The sequence below is a fragment of the Mesorhizobium sp. WSM4846 genome, assembly GCF_055811415.1.
In genome coordinates this window covers 53,661-73,344 of sequence record NZ_JBVVPZ010000023.1, presented here as the reverse complement: position 1 = coordinate 73,344, position 19,684 = coordinate 53,661, and the positions used below count along the sequence as shown (strand labels likewise).

Below are 19,684 nucleotides of genomic sequence, written 5' to 3'. Positions count from 1 at the left end.
AACTCTGCCGCAAGGTCGAGCGTCTGGCCGGCGGTGCCGGATACGGTCACCGATCCGCCGCCGACATCGAGCGTCAGCTTCTCGATGCTGGCGTTGCCATTGGCGATGCTCAGGGTCGACGGCTGCGCGATCGCCGCCTTGATGCCGCGAATGGTCGCTTCGCCGGAAGCGATCTCGACGCTTGTCGTGCCGTCGGCGATCTTCACCCTGCCTTCGGCCCTGGCCGGAATGCCGGCGACGGTGGCGCCGCCGGAAAACCCGGTCCAGTCGCCGTCGCGCTTCAAATCGACAGCGATGCCGCTGATCACGGTGGCGCCTGATGTGACCGTATCGGCCTTGATCGTGCCGGAGATCGCCGGCGCCTTGAGAAAGTTGGCGACCAGCGCGTTGACGGCGATGGTCTTCGCCGCCAGATCGCCGCGGGAAATAGACCCGCTCGTCATATCGATGACTACCGTGGGCGCGCCACCATCATTCGAGAGGCGGATGCTGCCCTGCACGTCGCCGGCCGCCGTCTGCCCGGCAAGCGCGGCCAGCGGGCCGATGTCGGGCGCTTCGAGGGTCAGCGTGCCGAGCGGCAGCAAGCTGTCGTCGAGCACGAGATCGCCCGAGACCTTGTTGTCGGCCAGCGACAGGCTAAGCCCGTTGAGGGAACGCGTTCCGTCACGCGTCACCAAAGATGCCCTGAGATCGAGCGGCTGGTCGTCGACGGACCCTGTCAGTGCGACATCGGCAGCGGGATTGACGATGTCGGCCTTGCCCGTCGCTGTCAGCTTGATCGTCTTGACCGTCCGGCCCGACGCGGTCAGGCTGTCGCTGTCGGCCGAGACCGAGAAATCCGGCGCCGAGCGCGCGCCGCTCGCCGTCAGCGCGAAATTGACGGCCCCGCCGACCGGTACGCCAACCATCGGCGACAGCACCGAGACATCGCCGAGCGTGCCCCTGATGTCGGCCTGGATGTCGGTGCCTGTCGCGCTGGCGGTGCCGCTGGCGCTGAGCGAGCCCGAATTGAGTTGCAGCGCATTGGCGGCAAACAAGCCTTGCGGGTCGCGGGTTGCGGTCGCCGAGAATGTCACACGCTCGCCGAGAACCGGGCGGATCTGCGGGGGCAGCGCAGTCGAGACGGCATCGGCATTCATCTTGAGCGTCATCGCCAGATCGGCCAGCGTCACCTTGGATGTCACCGAGGCATTGAGCGCATCGCTGCGCAGCGTGCCTTGATCGACGACGATCTCGTCCTTGCTGACCGACCCGGCGAGGTCGGCGGTGACCCTGCCGGTCACCAGCGGCGCCAGCGTCGCCACGTCGGTGTTTAGGCCGCCGGCGATAAGCTTGATGGTGACCGGTCCGCTGCGGTCCTGGATGTCAAAGCCGTCGGAATGGATTTCGGCCACCAGATCGTCCACCCGGGTGCCGCCCGCCACCACCGAGACCAGGGACGCGCCGATGTCGATTATCGGCGCCTTGCCGCCGCCGAACGCGCGAGCCGTGGCGCCTGTGATCGCGACCGTCACCGGCTGCGCCGCGGCGCCGAGGCTGAGCACGATTGGTGGACCCTTGGCGGCGAGTTCCACCGAAAGGTCGCTGGCGCCGTTGGGGTCGATGATGCCCGCGGCGGTGCCATGCACGGCATCGCTGTCGATGCTGGCGCGCTCGACCTCGACGCCGCCCGTCACGATCGCGGTTCCGGCGAGGTCGAAGCTGGTCTTGCCGGCAAACAAGGATTTCAGATTGTCGGGCAAGAAGCGCTGGAAGTCGCCGTCGCCCTTGGCCTCGACATAGTTGCCCTTGTCGGTGAGCTGGTGGCGACCGGTGAGCTGGGTGACGATCTGGCCGTCGACGACGAAGGTACCGATGCCGCTCCAGTTGGCGACCGGCCCGGTACCGGTGACGACGATGCTGACCGGCGGCGCATCCGGCAATTTGAGCAGATTGGCGATGATGCCGCCGGCCGGCTCCGATGCCTTCAGATCGAGGTTAAGCTTGTTGTCGGCGGGCGCGAAATGGATGTTGGCGTCGAGCTTGCCTTGCCTGCCGTCGCGGCGGGTGATGTTGAGGCTGGTTGCGAGCGCCAATGGCGCCGCGTCGGCCTTGAACGATCCCCTGGCGGCGAGCTCGGCGATACCGCTGCCGGCCAGCGCCTGCCCGAGCGCGATTTCCGGCACGTCGATCTGCTTGATGTCGAGCGACACCGGCAGCGTGGTGGCGCCACCCTGGCTCGGCTGCGTGCCGGCCACCGGCAGCCGCGCCAGCTCGATGCGATCGGCGGCGACGCGGCCGGCGCTGAAGTTCTTCGACAGAAGCGCCAGCGGCGACCAGTCGACGGCCACCTTGCGCGCCACCAGCCAGGCGCCCTGGCGATCCTCCAGCACCACATGATCGACCGTCAGCGCGCCGGACCAGATGCCGTCGATGCCGCTGACCGTGACCTTCTGGTCATCGGTCGACGCCACGGTCGAGATGATGCCGGCGAGATTGGCGCGGCCGCGCTCGGTCTTGGTCAGCACGACGAGCGCACCGACCACCGCCGCCACCAGGACGAGCAGCGTGTAAAGGGCAATGCGAAGGATGCGCTTGAACATTGTCATCAAAACGCCTGGCCGATACCGGCATAGATGCCGAAATCCGGATCATCGGGATCCGGGTTGAGCGGCACCGCCGCATCGATGCGCAGCGGTCCGAACGGCGTAATATAGCGCAAGCCGACGCCGGCGCCGACCTTCATGCCGGAAAAATCCGGGAATTGATCGGTCGAGACGGTGCCGGCATCGACAAACGGCACGACGCCGATCGTGTCGGTGATGGCAATGCGCATCTCGATCGAGGTCTCGAAGAAGGACAGCCCGCCGATCGGCTCTCCAGCGGCGTCCTTCGGACCGATGCCCTGATAGGCATAACCGCGCACCGAGCCGCCGCCGCCGGAATAGAAGCGCCGGTCGGCCGGAACATCCTGAAGGCCGGCGCCGATGATCGAGCCGATGGCGACGCGTTCGGCCAGGACGAACTTCGAGGTCGCGTCGAGCGACTGATAGGCCGATCCTTCGCCCCTCAGCTTGACGAAGGCGGCACCGTTCAAAATGTCGTAGCTCGGCTCGGCATAGGCCAGCGCCCTGAATCCGGTCGTCGGGTTGAGCCGGCTGTCGCGGTTGTCGTAGACATAGCGCAGCGGAACGCTGGCAATCAGATAGGTGTGCTTGCCGAAAGAATCGGTGATCTTCGAATAGTCGAGCGCGACTTCCGCCGAAACCGTCTGCTGCCTGTCGAGGTCATAAGACAGGCCGGTGCTGCCCTTGACCGAGAAACGGTCGTAGGCGTCGGGATGCTCCAGCACGGTGTTGACGTTGGCGAAGAATTTAGACGCCGGCCCGACCACGCCCGGCTTTTCGAACATGATGCCGGCATTGTAGTTGAGCTCTGTCAGTTCGTTGCTGCCGATGCCGCTGATTTCGCCCTCGATGCGCAGTTTTTCGGCACGGCCGAACAGATTGCGGTGACCCCAATAGCCTTCGAGGCCGAGCCCCTCGGTGTTGGAGAAGGTGCCGCCAAGGCCGAAATAGCGCGGCTTGCGCTCGCTCACTTCAACGCCGATCGGGATGTTGCCGTCGGCGTCGAGACCGTCGGCCTCTTTCAGCGTGACGCTGTTGAAGACTTCCAGCCCGAGCAGCCGGTCGCGCGCCTCGTCGACCTCTTCTGGCGAATATTGGCGGCCGCGCTCCAGGCCGGTCATGTATTCGGTGAAATCGCGGTCGACCTTCTCGGTGCCTTCGACCGTGGTGTCGCCGTAGCCGGCAACCGGCCCGGCGGCCACGGTCAGCGTCACGTCGAGCGTCGAGGTGGCGTGATCGGCAACGATCTCGCGGGCCGTCACCTTGGCCAGCGGCCTGCCATGCTCCTTGAGCGCCCGCACGATCGACGCCTCGGCCTTGAGCACGGCACCGGAACCGGCATCGCCACCGGCGATCAGGCCGAAATCGGCGCCAGCCAGCCCCGCCGCGTCGCCCTCCAGCCTGATGTCGCCAAGCGTGAACTTCGGCCCGGCCGCAATGTTGATCACCACCGGAATCGGCTGCGGACCCGAGAATTCGGCGTCGGGCGGCAAATCGTCGAGCGGCTTGCCTTCGATGGTGATGGTGACGACGCCCTCGTAGCGGGCGTCCGCATAAAGGGCGGCGACAAGCTGATCGCGGTCGGCACGCGTCTTGGCCAGCAGGCCGAGCGAACCGGAGACCGGACGTTCTTCGTCGTCCTTCAGCGCCGAAGCGTTTTCGAGTTTTTCGGCGAGATCCTCGTCGGCGTCGGGCGCCTCGATGGTCACCGCATAGCGCAGCGGATCGACGATGTCGGCATCTTCATCTTCCGACGACCCCCATAGCTTGATGCCGAAGATCTCGAAAGCGGCCGCATTTCCGCTCGCGCCAACCAGTGCAGTCGAGCATAGCAAGGCGGAAAGCAGGGCGAGCAAAAACACGCGCCGTGGCGCGGTTCCTCCCGAGATCTGCCTTTCATACGCCGACATTACAACTCTACACTAGCGGCCAAAGCTAAAATTGGAATGAAGTTCTGAATTGCTCGTAAACGGGCCACAATCCAATTGCCACAATCCAATTGCCACAATCCAAGTGTCTGAAATGGACAGGGCTTGGAATTCACACCTTCTGCGTCGCCGCAAGAAAGCGTGATCCCTGTCCTGAGGAGGTACTACCGGTCATCGGCCGGAAAGGAAACCGTTGGCAGGCGGGAACCTGCCGCGTCCTTGTGTTGACAAGCTGGACCGAAGCTTGAACATGTCTGGACGTACGTGGACGTAACGTAAGCAGTGTCCGGAGGGGTGTCATGGCAATGCGCGCGGCTCGTGGTCTGTCGATTCTCTTTCTTCTCTTTTTCGCCTGGGGCAGTGTCGCGCAAGCGGCCGAAGCGCGCCGGGTGGTGACATCGGACAATTCCGATTATTTCGGCTTCGATCTCAGATCCGACCAGAATGTCAGCCTCGATCAGTGCACGACGACATGTCTCGGCGATCCCGCCTGCCGCGCCTTCACCTACAACCCCAAGGCCAAATGGTGTTTTCTCAAATCCGATTATAACACGCTGAAGCCCTTCAAGGGCGCCGTCGCCGGCAAGGTCGTCAACGTCGAAGGCGACCCCGATATCGGCGCGCCGCCGGCCCTCGCCTTCTTCCCCGCCTGGATGGCCGACCAGGCTCAGCAATACCGCAACAGGCTCACCGGCCCGGCCTACACCAAGCCCACCGAAGGGCTGACGGCGCTGCGGGAGGCGGCGAGGCAAGCGTCGCAGGCCGGCGACCACCGCTTGGCCGTTCAAAAATACGAGGCTTTGGTTTCGGTATTGCCCGACGATGGCCAACTCTGGCTTGAACTGGCCCGGGAAACACTTGCCGTGCAGCCGGCCGCCAACAGCGCCGAGGCGTCGACCCTGCCGGCGAACGCCACCTCCGCCGGCTTCAACGCCTACAAATTGCTGCGCACCAAAAAAACCCGCGCCGAAGCGCTGGCACTGCTTGGCGACGGGCTCGATCGCCGCGACCTCGCTCGGCCGGCGCTGCAGGCCTACGAAGCGAGCCTCGCGCTGGTCAGTTCGCCTTGGGTCACGGCCGCCTATCAGGACCTCAAGGCGCGCAAGGGCTTCCGCGTCGTCGACCACACGGTCGACGCCGACACCAGCGCGCCACGCATCTGCGCGCAGTTTTCCGAAGACCTGGTCAAGACCGGCGTCGACTACGCGCAATTCGTCACCGTCGACAACGCCGCCCCCAAGGGCGTCGAGGCCAAGGACAAGCAGATCTGCGTCGAGGGGCTCGAGCACGGCCAGCATTACGACGTGACCTTCCGTCCCGGCCTGCCCGCCGCCATCGGCGAGGTGATCTCCACCCCGGTGGTACTGTCGATCTATGTGCAGGACCGCGCCCCGTCCGCCCGTTTCACCGGCGACAGCTTCGTGCTGCCGGCCGGCGCGCGCCGCGGCATCCCGGTCGTCACCGTCAACATGAGCGCCGCCGAAATGAAGCTTTTTCGCATCGGCGATCGCTCGCTGACCCAGCTTCTGTCCGGCTACCAGTTCCTGCGCCAGCTTGACGGCTACGACATATCCACCATTTCCGATCAGATGGGCGAGCCGGTTTGGCAGGGCCAGCTCGACATCGCCAACGACCTGAACAAGGAAGTCACCACCTCCTTCCCGGTCGACGAGGCGCTGCCGCAGCGCAAGCCCGGCGTCTATGTGCTGACCGCGCAACCGGTCGACGAGAACGACGACGACTATGATTCGCGCGCCACGCAATGGTTCGTCGTCTCCGATATCGGCCTGTCGACCTATACCGGGCAGGACGGGCTGAACGTCTTTGCCCGTTCGCTCGCAACCGCCAAGCCGATATCAGGTGCTGAACTGACGCTGCTGGCCAGGAACAACGAGATCCTCGGCACCGCGACCACGGACGCGGAAGGCCGCGCCGTGTTCAACCCCGGACTGACGCGCGGCGACGGCGGCATGGTGCCGGCCGTGCTGACAGCCAAGCAGGGTGACAGCGACTTCGTCTTCCTCGACATGGGCCGCGCCGGCTTCGATCTTTCCGATCGCGGCGTCACCGGGCGTCCGGCGCCGGGCGCGCTCGACGTCTATGCCTGGACCGAACGCGGCATCTACCGCGCCGGCGAGGACGTCCATGTCGCAGCACTTGCCCGCGACAGCGCCGCCAAGGCGGTCGAGAACCTGCCGCTGACCTTCATCTTCACCCGTCCCGACGGCGTCGAGAACCGCCGCATCGTCAGCGACGGCGCATCAGCCGGCGGCCATGCCGTCGACCTGCCGCTCGAAGCCAACGCCATGCGCGGCACCTGGACGGTGGCGATCCACACCGACCCCAAGCAGGCGGCGGTCGCCAGCCAGATGTTTTTGGTCGAGGATTTCGTGCCAGATCGCATCGAGTTCGACCTGTCCTCCGACAAGCAGGAGATCGCGCAGGGCGAAACCGCCAACGTTACCGTCGACGGCCGCTTCCTTTATGGCGCGCCGGCCGCCGGGCTGGCGCTCGAAGGGGAACTGACGCTGTCGACCACCCGCGACTGGGATCGCTACAAGGGCTATTCCTTCGGCCTCGCCGACGAGCAGTCGGCGGAACCGTCGGTCACCCCGTTCACCGGCCTGCCGGTGGTCGGCGACGATGGCAAGGCGACCTTCCCGGTTTCCGTCGACCAGTTGCCCTCGACCACCAGGCTGGTCGACGCCAAGGTTACGGTCAGGATGCGCGAGACCGGCGGCCGCGCCGTCGAACGCTCGCTCAACATCGCCATCCGGCCGCAGGGCCAGATGATCGGCATCCACCCGGATTTCGACGGCGACGAGGTGCCGCAAGGCGGCACGGCGAAGTTTGGCCTGGTTGCCGTCGACCCCGACGGCAATCGCGAGGCGCTGCAGGGCGCGCAATGGTCGCTGGTCAAGGTCGAACGCAATTACCAATGGTACCGCTCCAGCAATTCCTGGAATTATGAGCCGGTCACCTTCACCAAGTCGGTGGCCAGCGGCCAGGTCGACCTGACCGCCGACGGCGACGCCACGGTCTCGCTGCCGGTCGACTGGGGCCGCTACCGGCTCGAGATCGAGACGTCTGACCCGGAGGGCCCGGCGACCAGCTACGAGTTCGACGCCGGCTGGTATGTCAGCTCCACCACCACCGAAACGCCCGATGGCCTCGAGATCGCCCTCGACAAGGACAGCTATGCGGCGGGCGAAGTGGCCAAGCTCAAAGTGTCGCCGCATTTTGCCGGCGAGCTGCTCGTCACCATCGGCGCCGACAAGCTCCTGAAAACCGTCACCGCCAGCGTGCCGGCCGGCGGCAGCACCATCGACATCCCGGTCGGCGACGACTGGGGCGCCGGCGCCTATGTCACGGCAACGCTGTTCAGGCCGGGTGATGCGCAGGAAACCCGCATGCCGGCGCGCGCCATCGGCGTCAAATGGCTGAAGGTCGATCCAGGCTCCAAGAAGCTCGCCGTCAGCCTGACGCCGCCGGACAGGACCATGCCGCGCCAGCAGCTGTCGATCCCGGTTTCGGTGGCCGGCGTGCAGCCGGGCGCCAACGCCTATGTCATGGTCGCGGCCGTCGACGTCGGCATCCTCAACCTGACCAACTACAAGGTGCCGGATCCGGAGACCTGGTTCTTCGGCCAGCGCATGCTCGGCCTTGAAGTACGCGACCTCTACGGCCGCCTGATCGACGGCTCGCTGGGCACGACCGGCAAGCTGCGCAGCGGCGGCGACGGCGCCAACATCCAGTCGCAAGGCAGCCCGCCGACCGAAAAGCTGGTCGCCTTCTTCTCCGGTCCGGTCCAGCTCGACGCCGACGGCAAGGCGCGGGTCGACTTCGACATCCCACAGTTCAACGGCACCGTGCGCGTCATGGCCGTCGCCTGGACCGAGGACGGGGTCGGCCACGCCCAGTCCGACGTGATCGTGCGCGATCCGGTGGTGATCACCGCCGGCCTGCCGCGCTTCCTGGCGCCCGGCGATTCGGCCGTCATGCGGCTCGACGTCACCGACGCCGACGGTCCGGAGGGCGACTATGCGCTGTCGATCGACACGTCAGGCGATCTTTCGACCGGCTTTGCCGCCCTGCCCGAAAAGCTGACGCTGGCCAAGGGCAAGCGGCAGACGCTGACCGTGCCGCTGATCGCTGAAACGCCGGGCAACGCCTCGATCACCATCAAGCTCGCCCATGCCGACGGCACCGCTGTCGAGCAGACGCTTTATGTCCCGGTACGCCCGGCGCAATTGCCGGTGACCACCCGCATGGTGGTCGACCTCAAGGGCAATGGCGGCTCGCTGCGCGTCGACAAGGAGCTCTTGGCGGCAAGCCTGCTCGACGGCGCTTCGGTCAGCGTCGGCGTTTCACAGGCGGCGGCCTTCGACGTGCCCTCGCTGCTGATGACGCTCGACCGCTACCCCTATGGCTGCGCCGAGCAGACCACCAGCCGCGCCATGCCGCTGCTCTATGTCAACGAGATGGCGTCGGGCATCGGCCTGGCCAGCGACACCGACCTGCACGGCCGCATCCAGGACGCCATCTACAAGGTGCTGAGCTATCAGGCCTCGGCCGGCAGCTTCGGCCTGTGGGGCCCGGGCTCCGGCGATTTGTGGCTCGACGCCTATGTCACCGACTTCCTGACCCGGGCGCGCGAGCAGAAATACGACGTGCCGGCGCTGGCGATGAACCAGGCGCTGAGCAATCTGCAAAACGCGATCGGCTATGACCAGGACGTCAAGGATCGCGGCAGCGAGATCGCCTATGCGCTCTATGTGCTGGCCCGCAACAAGAAGGCCTCGATCGGCGATCTGCGCTACTACGCCGACACCCAGCTCGAAGCCTTCACCAGCCCGATGGCCGTCGCCCAATTGGCGGCGGGCCTGGCGCTCTATGGCGACACGCAGCGCTCGGAAGCCACCTTCCAGGCCGCCCTGCAACTGGCCAATTCGAGCTCGGCATACGACTACTACAGGTCCGATTACGGCTCGCCACTGCGTGACGGCGCGGCGATGCTGGCGCTTGCCGCCGAATCCAAGCCGGTGCCGACGATCGTGCCGGCGCTGATCAAGCGGGTGACGCAGGAACGCGCCGCCGTCAGATGGACCAGCACGCAGGACGAGTCCTGGATGCTGCTGGCGGCGCGTGCCCTGAAGGCCGGCAATGATGCGATCGCGCTGACCATCAATGGCGCGCCGCATGCCGGCGCCTATTCGGACCAGATCGCCGGCAGCGACATTGCCGACAGTCCGCTGACCGTCGCCAACACCGGCAGCAACCCGTTGCAGGCGGTCGTCACCACGGTGGCCTCGCCGATCCAGCCGCTGCCGGCCGGCGGCGACGGCTTCACCATCGGCCGCACCTACTACAAGCTCGACGGCACCGAAGCCAATGTCACGCAGGCGACCCAGAACGAACGCTATGTCGTCGTTCTCAGTATCTACGAGCAGAACAAATGGCCGTCGCGGCTGGTGATCACCGATCTGCTGCCGGCCGGCTTCGAGATCGATAATCCGGGCCTGGTTTCCAGCGCCCAATTGTCGAATTTTTCCTGGCTGGCCCAGACCGACGCCGCCCATCTCGAATTCCGCGACGACCGTTTCGTCGCCGCTTTCAATCCGAACGACGGCGACGGCGACCGCAACATCACGCTCGCCTATGTCGTGCGTGCGGTGACGCCGGGCACCTATGCCCACCCGGCGGCAACCGTCGAGGACATGTACCGGCCGCAATATTCGGCCCGCACCGCGACCGGCATGATGGAGGTCAGGGCGCCGTAAGGCGGCGAACAGGAATATGGCGATGGCGCTGCCCCTCATTGCCCTGCCGGGCATTTCTCCCCGTATGGTGACGGGGAGAAAGAGGCCTGCGCCGAAGTTTTCGCCAAATTCGAACGCTGCAGAAAAGCCGTCGTGGGCCGTGACAGCCCCCTTCTCCCCGTCGCTATACGGGGAGAAGGTGCCGGCAGGCGGATGAGGGGCAGCGCCGTGCTCTACAAAAAATTCCTGCGCCGTTCAGCCATCGCCGCCGCCTCCCTCTCCGGCTTCGCAGCAATCGCCGCCGCCACCCTTTGGCAGCTCGACCGCGCCTTTCCGCCGCCGCTGCCGGCGGCGCTGACGATATCGACCGAAGTCCAGGACCGCGACGGCCAACTGTTGCGGGCCTTCGCCACGCCGGACGGCTATTGGCGGCTCGCCACCCGCCTCGACCAGGTCGACAGACAGTTCGTCGACATGCTGGTGACTTACGAGGACAAGCGCTTCTGGGATCATGAAGGCGTCGACGTGCTGGCGCTGGCCCGCGCCGCCGGCCAGTTCGCGACCAATGGCCGTATCGTCTCCGGCGGCTCGACGCTGTCGATGCAGCTCGCCCGGCTGACCGAACCGCGCGACAGCCGCAGCCTCGGCTCCAAGCTCAAGCAGCTGCTGCGCGCCCTGCAGATCGAGCGGCGGCTCAGCAAGGGCGAGATCCTCGAACGCTATCTGACGCTGGCGCCCTATGGCGGCAATCTCGAAGGCGTGCGCGCCGCCTCGCTGGCCTATTTCGGCAAGGAGCCGACGCGGCTGGACGTCTCGGAGGCGGCGCTGCTCGTCGCGCTGCCGCAACTGCCGGAAAAGCGCCGGCCCGACCGCAACCTGGCAATCGCTCACGCCGCCCGTGACCGGGTGCTGACGCGCATGGTCGCATCAGGCCTGCTCGGCGAGCGCGAGGCCGCACGTGCCGCGCTCGACGATGTTCCCGCCAGCCGCCGCCCGCTGCCGGCACTCGCCGCCCATGCCGCTTATGCAGTGCTGCCCCGGGCCGTCCCCGGCCAGAAGCTGCGGCTGACGATCCGCAAGAGTGTCCAGGAAGGGCTGGAACAGGTGGCCAGGGATGCCGCCGCCAGGCTCGGCCCTCGCCTATCCGTCGCCATGGTGCTGGCCGACGCCCGCACCGGCGACATCCTCGGCGAAGTCGGCTCTGCCGACTATTTCGACGCCAGCCGCTCTGGTTGGATCGATATGACCAGGATCGTCCGCTCGCCCGGTTCAACGCTGAAACCGTTCATCTACGGGCTCGCCTTCGAGCAGGGATTGGTGGCGCAGGAAACGCTGATCGATGACAGGCCGACGGATTTCTCCGGCTATCGGCCGAAGAATTTCGACATGGGCTATCAGGGCGACGTCAGCATCAGGCAGGCGCTGCAGCTGTCGCTCAACGTGCCGGCGATCAGTGTGCTCGACGCGGTCGGGCCGGCGCGGCTGCTCGCGCGCTTCCGGCAGGCCGGCGTCACGCCGATCCTGCCCGTCAACAAGGCGCCGGGTCTCGCCATCGGCCTTGGCGGCCTCGGCGTGACGCTGCGCGACCTCGTCCAGCTCTATGCCGGTCTCGCCAATGGCGGCAAGGCACACACGCTGCATGACGGCACCGAGCCGGCGAATGCCGAGCGCTCGACCGCTACCATCCTCGACGATCAGGCGAACTGGCAGATCACCGACATATTGTCGGGCGTCAAGCCGCCCGAGGGCGCCGCCCGGCGCGGCATTGCCTACAAGACCGGCACCTCCTACGGCTACCGCGATGCCTGGTCGGTCGGCTTCGACGGGCGCTATGTGCTGGGCGTCTGGGTCGGCCGCCCCGACGCCGGCGCGGTGCCCGGCCTGTCCGGCTATGCCTCGGCCGCACCGATCCTGTTCGAGGGCTTTGTCCGCTCCGGCCTGGCTGCCGTGCCGCTGCCGGGCCAGCCGGCCGGCGTCACCAGACCCAGGCGCGACGATCTGCCGGTGACATTGGCGCGCTTTGGTTCTGGCGCCGACGGCCTGGTCCAGGCGACGCCGACCGAGCCCGCGCCGACGATCATCTTTCCGCCCGACGGCGCCCACGTCGATCTCGGCGCCACCGCCGCCGACGCCACGCCGCTGGTGCTGAAGCTGCAAGGCGGCCGCGCCCCGTTCCGCTGGCTGGCCAACGGTAAGCCGCTGGTCGGCCTCGACCGGCGGCGCACCGCGACCTGGCAGCCGGACGGCGCCGGCTATTCGACCCTGACCGTGATCGACGCGGCCGGGCGCGCGGCCAGCGTGAAAGTGTTCGTTGAATAGAATGCGCCAAGCGATTCAGGGAATTGGCTTTCCATTAGGTCGGCGAGTAAGCAGGACACGCTCGACTCCTCAGGCCATTGCCGAGGCGCGACCTGTCTCTAGATAGATTGCTTCATGTGCCCGGATTCGGCACTGCAGCGTTGCGTGGAAAGAATTTCTTCGTGATGCCGAAAGCCGGCGAAAAATTGCTTCATAAGGCCGAAAAAAGCAACATTGGTTGCATCTAATTTCTACCAATTCAGTAGATTGAGGTGATCTCAACGGAGGCGGAAATGACCAATCCTCATTTCAGGAAACTGCTCGGCGCACTGGTTGCCACATCTGTCCAGTTCGGCACGCTCGGTTTCGCGTTTGCCGATACCACCATACTCAACGTGTCCTATGACCCGACACGTGAGTTGTACAAGCAATTCGACGAGGCTTTTATCGCCCACTGGAAGGCCGAGACCGGTGAGACGGTAACCGTCCAGCAGTCACATGGCGGCTCGGGCGCGCAGGCCCGCGCCGTGATCGACGGCCTCGACGCCGACGTGGTGACGCTAGCGCTCGAAGGCGACATCAACGCCATCGTCGAGAAATCGAAGAAGATCAATCCCGACTGGCGGACCAAGTTCGAGAACAATTCGGCGCCCTACACCTCGACCATCATCTTCCTCGTCCGCAAGGGCAACCCGAAGGGCATCCACGACTGGGGCGATCTGGTCAAGGACGACGTCCAGGTGATCACGCCGAACCCCAAGACCTCGGGCGGCGCACGTTGGAACTATCTCGCAGCCTGGGCCTATGCCAACGCCAAGGATGGCGGTGACGAGGCCAAGACCAAGGAATTCGTCGGCAATCTCTACGCCCATGTTCCGGTGCTCGACACCGGTGCGCGCGGTGCGACCGTGACCTTCGCGCAAAAAGGCCTGGGCGACGTGCTGCTGGCCTGGGAAAACGAGGCCTATCTGGCGCTCGACGAATTCGGCGCCGACAATTTCGATATCGTCTACCCGCCGACCTCGATCCTGGCCGAGCCGCCGGTCGCCGTGGTCGACGCCAATGTCGATGCCAAGGGCACGCGAAAAGTCGCCGAAGCCTATCTAGGCTATCTCTACTCCAAGGAAGGCCAGACGCTGATCGCCAAGAACCACTATCGCCCGTCGAAGCCCGATTTGGTACCGGCGGAGGACCTCGCCAAACTGCCTGAGATCAAGCTGATTACCATCGACGATCCGCTTTTTAGCGGTTGGAAGAAAGCACAGCCTTACCATTTCGGCGACGGTGGTATATTCGACCAGATCTACAAGCCGGCCCAGTAGACCCAGTAAGCTAGATTATAGATCAGGACGACATGACCACAGCACCCGCCAAGGCGGGGTGGCGGTTCAGACAGCCGAGCGTCATTCCGGGTTTCGGATTGACGCTCGGCTTCTCGCTTGCCTACCTCACGCTCATCATCCTCATTCCCCTGTCGGGGCTGATCTGGCGATCGGCCGCGCTTGGCTGGGCCGATTTCTGGGCGATCGCCACCGACCGCCGCACCATCAACGCGCTTGAAATCAGCTTTGGCACCGCCTTCATTGCCGCCATGGTCAATGTCGTCTTCGGCACGATCGTTGCCTGGGTGCTGGTGCGCTACAGCTTTCCTGGCCGCCGCATCGTCGATGCCATGGTCGACCTGCCCTTCGCCTTGCCGACGGCGGTCGCCGGCATCGCGCTGACCACGCTCTACGCGCCGAACGGCTGGCTCGGCAGTCTGCTGGCGCCGCTCGGCGTCAAGGTCGCCTATACGCCGCTCGGCATCGTCATCGCGCTGATCTTCATCGGCCTGCCTTTTGTCGTGCGCACCGTCCAGCCGATCATGGAGGAGATCGACAAGGAGGTCGAGGAAGTGGCTGCCACGCTCGGCGCCAATCGCTTCCAGACAATCGCCCGGGTTCTGCTTCCGGGCCTGGCGCCGGCCATCGTCACCGGTTTCGCGCTGGCTTTCGCGCGCGGTGTCGGCGAGTACGGCTCCGTCATCTTCATCGCCGGCAACCTGCCCTACAAATCCGAGATCGCGCCGCTTCTGATCGTCATCCGGCTGGAGGAATACAATTATGCGGCGGCGACCGCGATCGCGGCGATCATGCTCGCTTTGTCGTTCGTGATGCTGCTGGTCATCAATCTGGTCCAGACGTGGAGCCGCAAGCGCTATGGCTGATCCGGAGATCAAATCCTACGCACCGCACCACGAAAGCCAGTCGGCGGCAGTGACCGAGAGCCGCCCGGCGAAAGCCGTGCTGATGATCGTGACCTTTGCCTTCCTCGGCATTTTCCTGCTGTTGCCGCTGATCGTCGTCTTCAACGAGGCTTTCGCAAAGGGCATCGGTGCCTATACCGAGGCGCTGACCAATCCCGACACGCGTTCGGCGATCCACCTGACGCTGCTGGTGGCGGCGATCTCGGTGCCGCTCAACATCGTCTTCGGCGTCTCCGCCGCCTGGGCGATCGCCAAGTTCGAGTTCAAGGGCAAGGCCTTCCTGACCACGCTGGTCGACCTGCCGTTTTCGGTATCGCCGGTCATTTCCGGCCTGGTCTATGTGCTGTTATTCGGCGCGCAAGGCCTGTTCGGCGCCTGGCTGAAGGCGCATGGCATCGTCATCCTGTTTGCCGTGCCGGGCATCGTGCTGGCCACCATCTTCGTCACCTTCCCGTTCGTCGCCCGCGAACTGATCCCCTTGATGCAGGAACAGGGCAACGGCGACGAGGAGGCGGCGCTATCGCTCGGCGCCAATGGCTGGCAGGCGTTCTGGTACGTGACGCTGCCCAACGTCAAATGGGGGCTGCTCTACGGGGTCTTGTTGTGCAATGCCCGCGCCATGGGCGAGTTCGGCGCGGTCTCCGTCGTGTCGGGCCACATACGCGGACTGACCAACACCATGCCGCTGCATGTCGAAATCCTCTATAACGAATACAATGCCGCAGCCGCCTTCGCCGTCGCTTCACTGCTTGCCTGCCTGGCGCTGGTCACGCTGGTCTTGAAAACACTTCTCGAGATGCGCTACGGCGCCGAGCTCGCCGCGACGCGCGGACACTGAAAAAAGGGACGGTTGATGGAAGTTCGCGTTGCCAACGTGCGTAAGGAGTTTGAGCGGTTTCCGGCCCTCCACGACGTTTCGCTTGACATCAAGTCCGGCGAACTGATCGCGCTGCTCGGGCCGTCCGGCTCCGGCAAGACGACGCTGCTCAGGCTGATCGCCGGGCTGGAGCGGCCGACGAAAGGAAAGATCTTCTTTGGCGAGGAGGATGCGTCGCAAAAGTCGATCCAGCAGCGCAATGTCGGCTTCGTGTTCCAGCATTATGCGCTGTTTCGCCATATGACGGTCGCCGAAAATATCGGCTTTGGCTTAAAAGTTCGGCATGGCGCGTCACGGCCGTCGGCGCAGGAAATCCGCCGCCGTGCCTCAGAGCTTCTCGACCTCGTCCAGCTTTCCGGCTTGGAAAAGCGCTATCCGGCTCAGCTTTCGGGCGGCCAGCGCCAGCGCGTGGCGCTGGCCCGCGCGATGGCGATCGAACCGGCCGTGCTTTTGCTGGACGAGCCGTTCGGCGCGCTCGACGCCCAGGTCCGCCGCGAATTGCGCCGCTGGCTGCGCGACATCCACGACGCCACCGGCCACACCACGGTCTTTGTCACCCATGACCAGGAAGAAGCGCTCGAGCTCGCCGACCGCGTCGTGGTGATGAGCCAGGGCAGCATCGAGCAGGTCGGCACCGCCGACGAAATCTACGACACGCCGAACTCGCCCTTCGTCTATGGCTTCATCGGTGAATCGAGCGCGCTTCCCGTCAAGGTCGAGGACGGCCAGGTCTGGATCGCCGACCGCCCGATCGGGCTGTCGGCGCCGCAGGCGCCGCGGGGCGAAGCAACGCTGTTCTTCCGCCCGCACGATGTCGACCTGGTGGACGAATGCAATGGCTGCATCGCCGGCACGGTCGCCGCCAGCCGCCGCGTCGCCGGCACCAGACGGGTGGAGCTCGAAATCGGCGGCGAGCGCCGGCGGGTCGAGATCGAGCTGCCGGTCGACCATCCGGCGGCGCAGAAAAGCCGGGTTGCGTTCAGGCCGCGGCGCTGGAAACTTTTTCCGGCTGCTTGATCCTCTGTCCGGCGCTACGCCAGCCAGTTCTCGACCTTCAGGCCTTTGATCCGGTTGAACTCTCCCATGTTGGCGGTCACCAAGGTGGTGATGCGCAGGATGGCGCTGGTGGCTCTGCCCGCTGGGTTTCGGACCATATCGCTGATAATGTTGGTGTCCAGCATGAACCGCATTAAAAAAATTCCTCGGATTTGACAGGCATATCGTCGGTCTCGGGGAAGTCTCCCTCGGGACCGAGCGGCGGCTCTTGCGCCCATTGCGCGAGCAGCGCCGAGAGGCCAAGTTTGCGGACCGGCTCGATGACCAAGCGGTCGCCTTCACGGCTGATCAAGACCTTTTCGCCGGGGAGCTCGAACTTGACAGGAATGCGCACCGCTTGGCTGCGATTGTTGCGAAACAGCTTCGCCTCTTTCGGCGGGGTTTTGGAATGGCGGGGCTGGGGCATAGCGATGGCTCCTTTGTATACATCATTTGTAAAATGCCAGGCAGTGTCGCGATGCAATCGTTTTGCCAACGCACGGGGACCGCTGCCTAGGTGCATCGAAAGACTCCGCGTGAAAGAAAATCCTAGCGACGGCCCGGAATGGGAACATTTTTCTCGCGAGGGCCTGGCGAAGGCGCTCTCCGTGTCTCGTCGCCCACCGTGCCTTGCCGCTATGGTTCGGCAATAAGCGCACTGCATTGGAGTTCTGTTTTCATGAAGCGATTTTTGCTTGGCGTCGCCACATTGGCCGGCCTGTTCCTGGCATCCTCCCAAGCCTGGTCGGCCGACAGACTGCTGAACGCGTCCTATGATGTCGGCCGCGAACTGTTTGCGCAGGTCAACAAGGCCTTCATCGCCGAGCACCCCGGGGCGGCCATCGATCAGTCGCATGCCGGGACGTCGGCGCAGGCGCGTGCCATCGCCGAAGGCCTCGGCGCCGATGTCGTCACCTTCAACCAGGTCCTCGACATCGACTTCCTGGTCTCGAAGGGGCTTATCTCCGCCGACTGGCAGAAGGACTTCCCCGACAACGCCTCGCCTTTCTATTCGCTGCCGTCCTTTTTGGTGCGCGCCGGCAACCCGAAGAACATCGAGGATTGGAACGATCTCGTGCGCGACGACGTCCAGGTTATCTTCCCCAACCCGAAAACGTCGGGCAATGCGCGCTACACCTATCTAGCGGCCACCGCCTACGCCAAGGAAGCCTTCAAAGGCGACGATGCCAAGGTGAAGGAATTCGTCACCAAACTGTTCAACAACGTGCCGATCTTCGACTCTGGCGGGCGCGCCGCCACCACCACCTTCGTGCAGCGTGAGATCGGCGACGTGCTGATCACCTTCGAGTCGGAAACGCGCGGCGTCCGCAGGGAGTATGGCGATGACAAGTTCGAGCAGGTGACGCCCTCGGTCAGCCTGCTGGCGGAGTTTCCGGTGGCGATCGTCGACACGGTCGCCGACGAGCATGGCACGCGTGACCTCGCCAAGACCTATCTCGATTTCCTCTACACGCCGCAGGGCCAGGACATCGCCGCCCGCAACGGCCTGCGGGCTCGCGACGCGGCGGTCGCCACCAAGTACAAGGCCGAGTTTCCCGACGTCCGGCTGCTGACGGTCGAAGATGTCTTCGGCGGCTGGGCCAAGATCCAGGCCGAGCATTTCGCCGCCGGCGGACTGCTCGACCAGACCTATGGCAGCCGCTGAAGCAAGCGATCTTCGAAATCGATAGAAAACCGGCTTTTGCCGGCCTTCTTCGTTTTTCGCGCTCCGGACAGGTGATTTCCCGCACGTTCCTAGCGCGCCGTCCAAAACGTCACGAAGAATCAACGTGTTTGTGCCTACTGTGCCCGCGGACGGCTTGTTTCGCGAAACTGCATCGCGCGACAAAACGTCATGATTTGCACACAAACAACCGCCAGATGCGGGCGGTTGGGGTTTTCATGAACTGAATCGGCATGCTTACCAAAAAAGGCAAATACGGCCTCAAGGCCCTCGTGCATCTGTCAGGCTTGCCGGTCGGCCAGCTGGCGTTCGTCAACGACATTGCCGTCGCCAACAACATCCCGAAGAAATTCCTGGATGCCATTCTGGGCGAATTGCGCAATGCCGGCTTCGTCCAGAGCCGCAAGGGCAAGGAAGGCGGCTATCGCCTCGCCCGCCCGGCCTCCGAGATCAAGATCGGCCATGTCGTGCGCGTCCTCGACGGGCCGCTGGCGCCGATCCCTTGCGCCAGCCGTACCCAATATCAGCGCTGCGATGATTGCGACGAGGCGACATGCCAGGTCCGGAACATGATGCTGGAGGTGCGCCATGCGATCGCCGAGGTGCTGGACAATCGCAGCCTCGCCGCCATGCGCGACGCCGACAATGACGATTTTCCAGTCGAACTGACGTCACAGATCTGATCTGGCGTCTTGAAGCAATATCCGCGCCGGCGACCCCCTCATGAATCCGGCTCGAACAGGCTTGTGACGTCAGCGACAATGTCGGCGATCGGGCGCGTTGCATCGAGCGTCAATGCATTCTCGTCGGCTGCCGGCGCTTCGAGCGTGGCGAACTGGCTGTCGACCAGGCTTGCCGGCATGAAATGGCCCTGGCGGGAGCCGACACGCTGCTTTGCCGTCGCCGGATCGATTTCCAGGTAGAGGAACAAAATGTCCTGGCAAAAGCCGCGCAGACGCTCGCGATAACTGCGCTTGAGCGCCGAGCAGGCGGCGACGACGCCCTGCCCATCGCCGACCGGTCCTGCAATGCGCAGGCCGATCGCGTCGAGCCAGCCTTCGCGCAATTCGTCGGTCAGCGGCTCGCCGCTTGCCATGCGCGCGACGTTTTCCGGTGGATGCAGCCGGTCGCCCTCGACGAAGACAGCGCCCAGCGCCGCCGCCAGCGCTTCGCCGACCGCCGACTTGCCACAGCCGGCGACGCCCATCACCACGACGGCCGGCGCGGGCCGAATGCAATCGCTCTGCATTTG

At 64.9% G+C, this 19,684-nt stretch carries 13 protein-coding genes; 8 read left to right on the top strand and 5 right to left on the bottom strand.

All coding sequences use genetic code 11. The features are described 5' to 3' along the window. Together AC0L15_RS19730 and AC0L15_RS19725 are read right to left on the bottom strand one after the other, a co-directional pair. Nucleotides 1-2,588, bottom strand: a 2,588-nt coding sequence (locus AC0L15_RS19730; protein ID WP_473496814.1) for a translocation/assembly module TamB domain-containing protein, incomplete at its 3' end; no start/stop codon positions are given. Next, on the bottom strand, nucleotides 2,588-4,516 hold the full coding sequence (locus AC0L15_RS19725; protein WP_287249934.1) for an autotransporter assembly complex protein TamA: 1,929 nt from the start codon (nucleotides 4,514-4,516) through the stop codon (nucleotides 2,588-2,590). The genes AC0L15_RS19730 and AC0L15_RS19725, both read right to left, overlap by 1 nt. Before the next feature lie 317 nt (nucleotides 4,517-4,833). Between AC0L15_RS19725 and AC0L15_RS19720 the strand changes: the two genes are divergently transcribed. The 6 genes from AC0L15_RS19720 (at nucleotide 4,834) to AC0L15_RS19695 (ending at nucleotide 16,730) form a co-directional block, all read left to right on the top strand. After that, nucleotides 4,834-10,314, top strand: a complete 5,481-nt coding sequence (locus AC0L15_RS19720; protein ID WP_287249936.1) for an alpha-2-macroglobulin family protein — start codon at nucleotides 4,834-4,836, stop codon at nucleotides 10,312-10,314. A gap of 207 nt (nucleotides 10,315-10,521) precedes the next feature. Then, complete coding sequence (gene pbpC, locus AC0L15_RS19715) at nucleotides 10,522-12,612, top strand: penicillin-binding protein 1C (RefSeq protein ID WP_473496812.1); 2,091 nt, start codon at nucleotides 10,522-10,524, stop codon at nucleotides 12,610-12,612. A 272-nt stretch (nucleotides 12,613-12,884) separates the two neighbouring features. Continuing rightward, entirely contained in the window at nucleotides 12,885-13,913 is a 1,029-nt protein-coding gene (locus AC0L15_RS19710; RefSeq protein WP_287249940.1) for a sulfate ABC transporter substrate-binding protein, read from the top strand. 32 nt (nucleotides 13,914-13,945) lie between these two features. Next, a complete protein-coding gene (cysT, locus tag AC0L15_RS19705; protein ID WP_027154317.1) occupies nucleotides 13,946-14,797 on the top strand; it encodes a sulfate ABC transporter permease subunit CysT in 852 nt (283 codons plus the stop codon). Then, the gene (gene cysW / locus AC0L15_RS19700; RefSeq protein ID WP_287249941.1) at nucleotides 14,790-15,674 is read left to right on the top strand and encodes a sulfate ABC transporter permease subunit CysW; all 885 of its coding nucleotides are present in this window, start codon (nucleotides 14,790-14,792) and stop codon (nucleotides 15,672-15,674) included. Before cysT ends, cysW begins: the two co-directional genes overlap by 8 nt. Before the next feature lie 15 nt (nucleotides 15,675-15,689). Then, nucleotides 15,690-16,730 (top strand): sulfate/molybdate ABC transporter ATP-binding protein, encoded by a 1,041-nt coding sequence (locus AC0L15_RS19695; protein WP_287249943.1) that lies wholly within the window; start codon nucleotides 15,690-15,692, stop codon nucleotides 16,728-16,730. Between the two features lie 14 nt (nucleotides 16,731-16,744). On the opposite strand, the gene AC0L15_RS19690 is transcribed toward AC0L15_RS19695, so the two are convergent. Both AC0L15_RS19690 and AC0L15_RS19685 read right to left on the bottom strand, forming a co-directional pair. Continuing rightward, complete coding sequence (locus tag AC0L15_RS19690; RefSeq protein ID WP_198032668.1) at nucleotides 16,745-16,903, bottom strand: PIN domain-containing protein; 159 nt, start codon at nucleotides 16,901-16,903, stop codon at nucleotides 16,745-16,747. After that, nucleotides 16,903-17,175 carry an antitoxin gene (locus tag AC0L15_RS19685; protein WP_287241047.1) on the bottom strand — a complete coding sequence of 91 codons (273 nt, stop codon included), beginning with the start codon at nucleotides 17,173-17,175 and terminating at the stop codon, nucleotides 16,903-16,905. The genes AC0L15_RS19690 and AC0L15_RS19685 overlap by 1 nt, the downstream gene beginning before the upstream one ends. 252 nt (nucleotides 17,176-17,427) lie before the next feature. On the opposite strand from AC0L15_RS19685, the gene AC0L15_RS19680 reads away from it, so the two are divergent. Both AC0L15_RS19680 and AC0L15_RS19675 read left to right on the top strand, forming a co-directional pair. Next, a complete protein-coding gene (locus AC0L15_RS19680; RefSeq protein WP_287249945.1) occupies nucleotides 17,428-18,414 on the top strand; it encodes a sulfate ABC transporter substrate-binding protein in 987 nt (328 codons plus the stop codon). 251 nt (nucleotides 18,415-18,665) lie between these two features. Beyond that, a complete protein-coding gene (locus AC0L15_RS19675; protein WP_027154320.1) occupies nucleotides 18,666-19,115 on the top strand; it encodes an RrF2 family transcriptional regulator in 450 nt (149 codons plus the stop codon). Nucleotides 19,116-19,153: 38 nt separating this feature from the next. Here AC0L15_RS19675 and AC0L15_RS19670 read toward each other — a convergent pair whose 3' ends face one another. Then, complete coding sequence (locus AC0L15_RS19670; protein WP_287249947.1) at nucleotides 19,154-19,681, bottom strand: gluconokinase; 528 nt, start codon at nucleotides 19,679-19,681, stop codon at nucleotides 19,154-19,156. Nucleotides 19,682-19,684: the final 3 nt, after the last annotated feature.

Bases quoted from the DNA above. Each gene is read 5' to 3' on its own strand.
- AC0L15_RS19725 (WP_287249934.1), bottom strand. From the start codon at position 4,516: ATGTCGGCGTATGAAAGGCAGATCTCGGGAGGAACCGCGCCACGGCGC.
- AC0L15_RS19720 (WP_287249936.1), top strand. From the start codon at position 4,834: ATGGCAATGCGCGCGGCTCGTGGTCTGTCGATTCTCTTTCTTCTCTTT.
- AC0L15_RS19710 (WP_287249940.1), top strand. From the start codon at position 12,885: ATGACCAATCCTCATTTCAGGAAACTGCTCGGCGCACTGGTTGCCACA.
- cysT (WP_027154317.1), top strand. From the start codon at position 13,946: ATGACCACAGCACCCGCCAAGGCGGGGTGGCGGTTCAGACAGCCGAGC.
- cysW (WP_287249941.1), top strand. From the start codon at position 14,790: ATGGCTGATCCGGAGATCAAATCCTACGCACCGCACCACGAAAGCCAG.
- AC0L15_RS19695 (WP_287249943.1), top strand. From the start codon at position 15,690: ATGGAAGTTCGCGTTGCCAACGTGCGTAAGGAGTTTGAGCGGTTTCCG.
- AC0L15_RS19690 (WP_198032668.1), bottom strand. From the start codon at position 16,903: ATGCGGTTCATGCTGGACACCAACATTATCAGCGATATGGTCCGAAAC.
- AC0L15_RS19685 (WP_287241047.1), bottom strand. From the start codon at position 17,175: ATGCCCCAGCCCCGCCATTCCAAAACCCCGCCGAAAGAGGCGAAGCTG.
- AC0L15_RS19680 (WP_287249945.1), top strand. From the start codon at position 17,428: ATGAAGCGATTTTTGCTTGGCGTCGCCACATTGGCCGGCCTGTTCCTG.
- AC0L15_RS19675 (WP_027154320.1), top strand. From the start codon at position 18,666: ATGCTTACCAAAAAAGGCAAATACGGCCTCAAGGCCCTCGTGCATCTG.
- AC0L15_RS19670 (WP_287249947.1), bottom strand. From the start codon at position 19,681: ATGCAGAGCGATTGCATTCGGCCCGCGCCGGCCGTCGTGGTGATGGGC.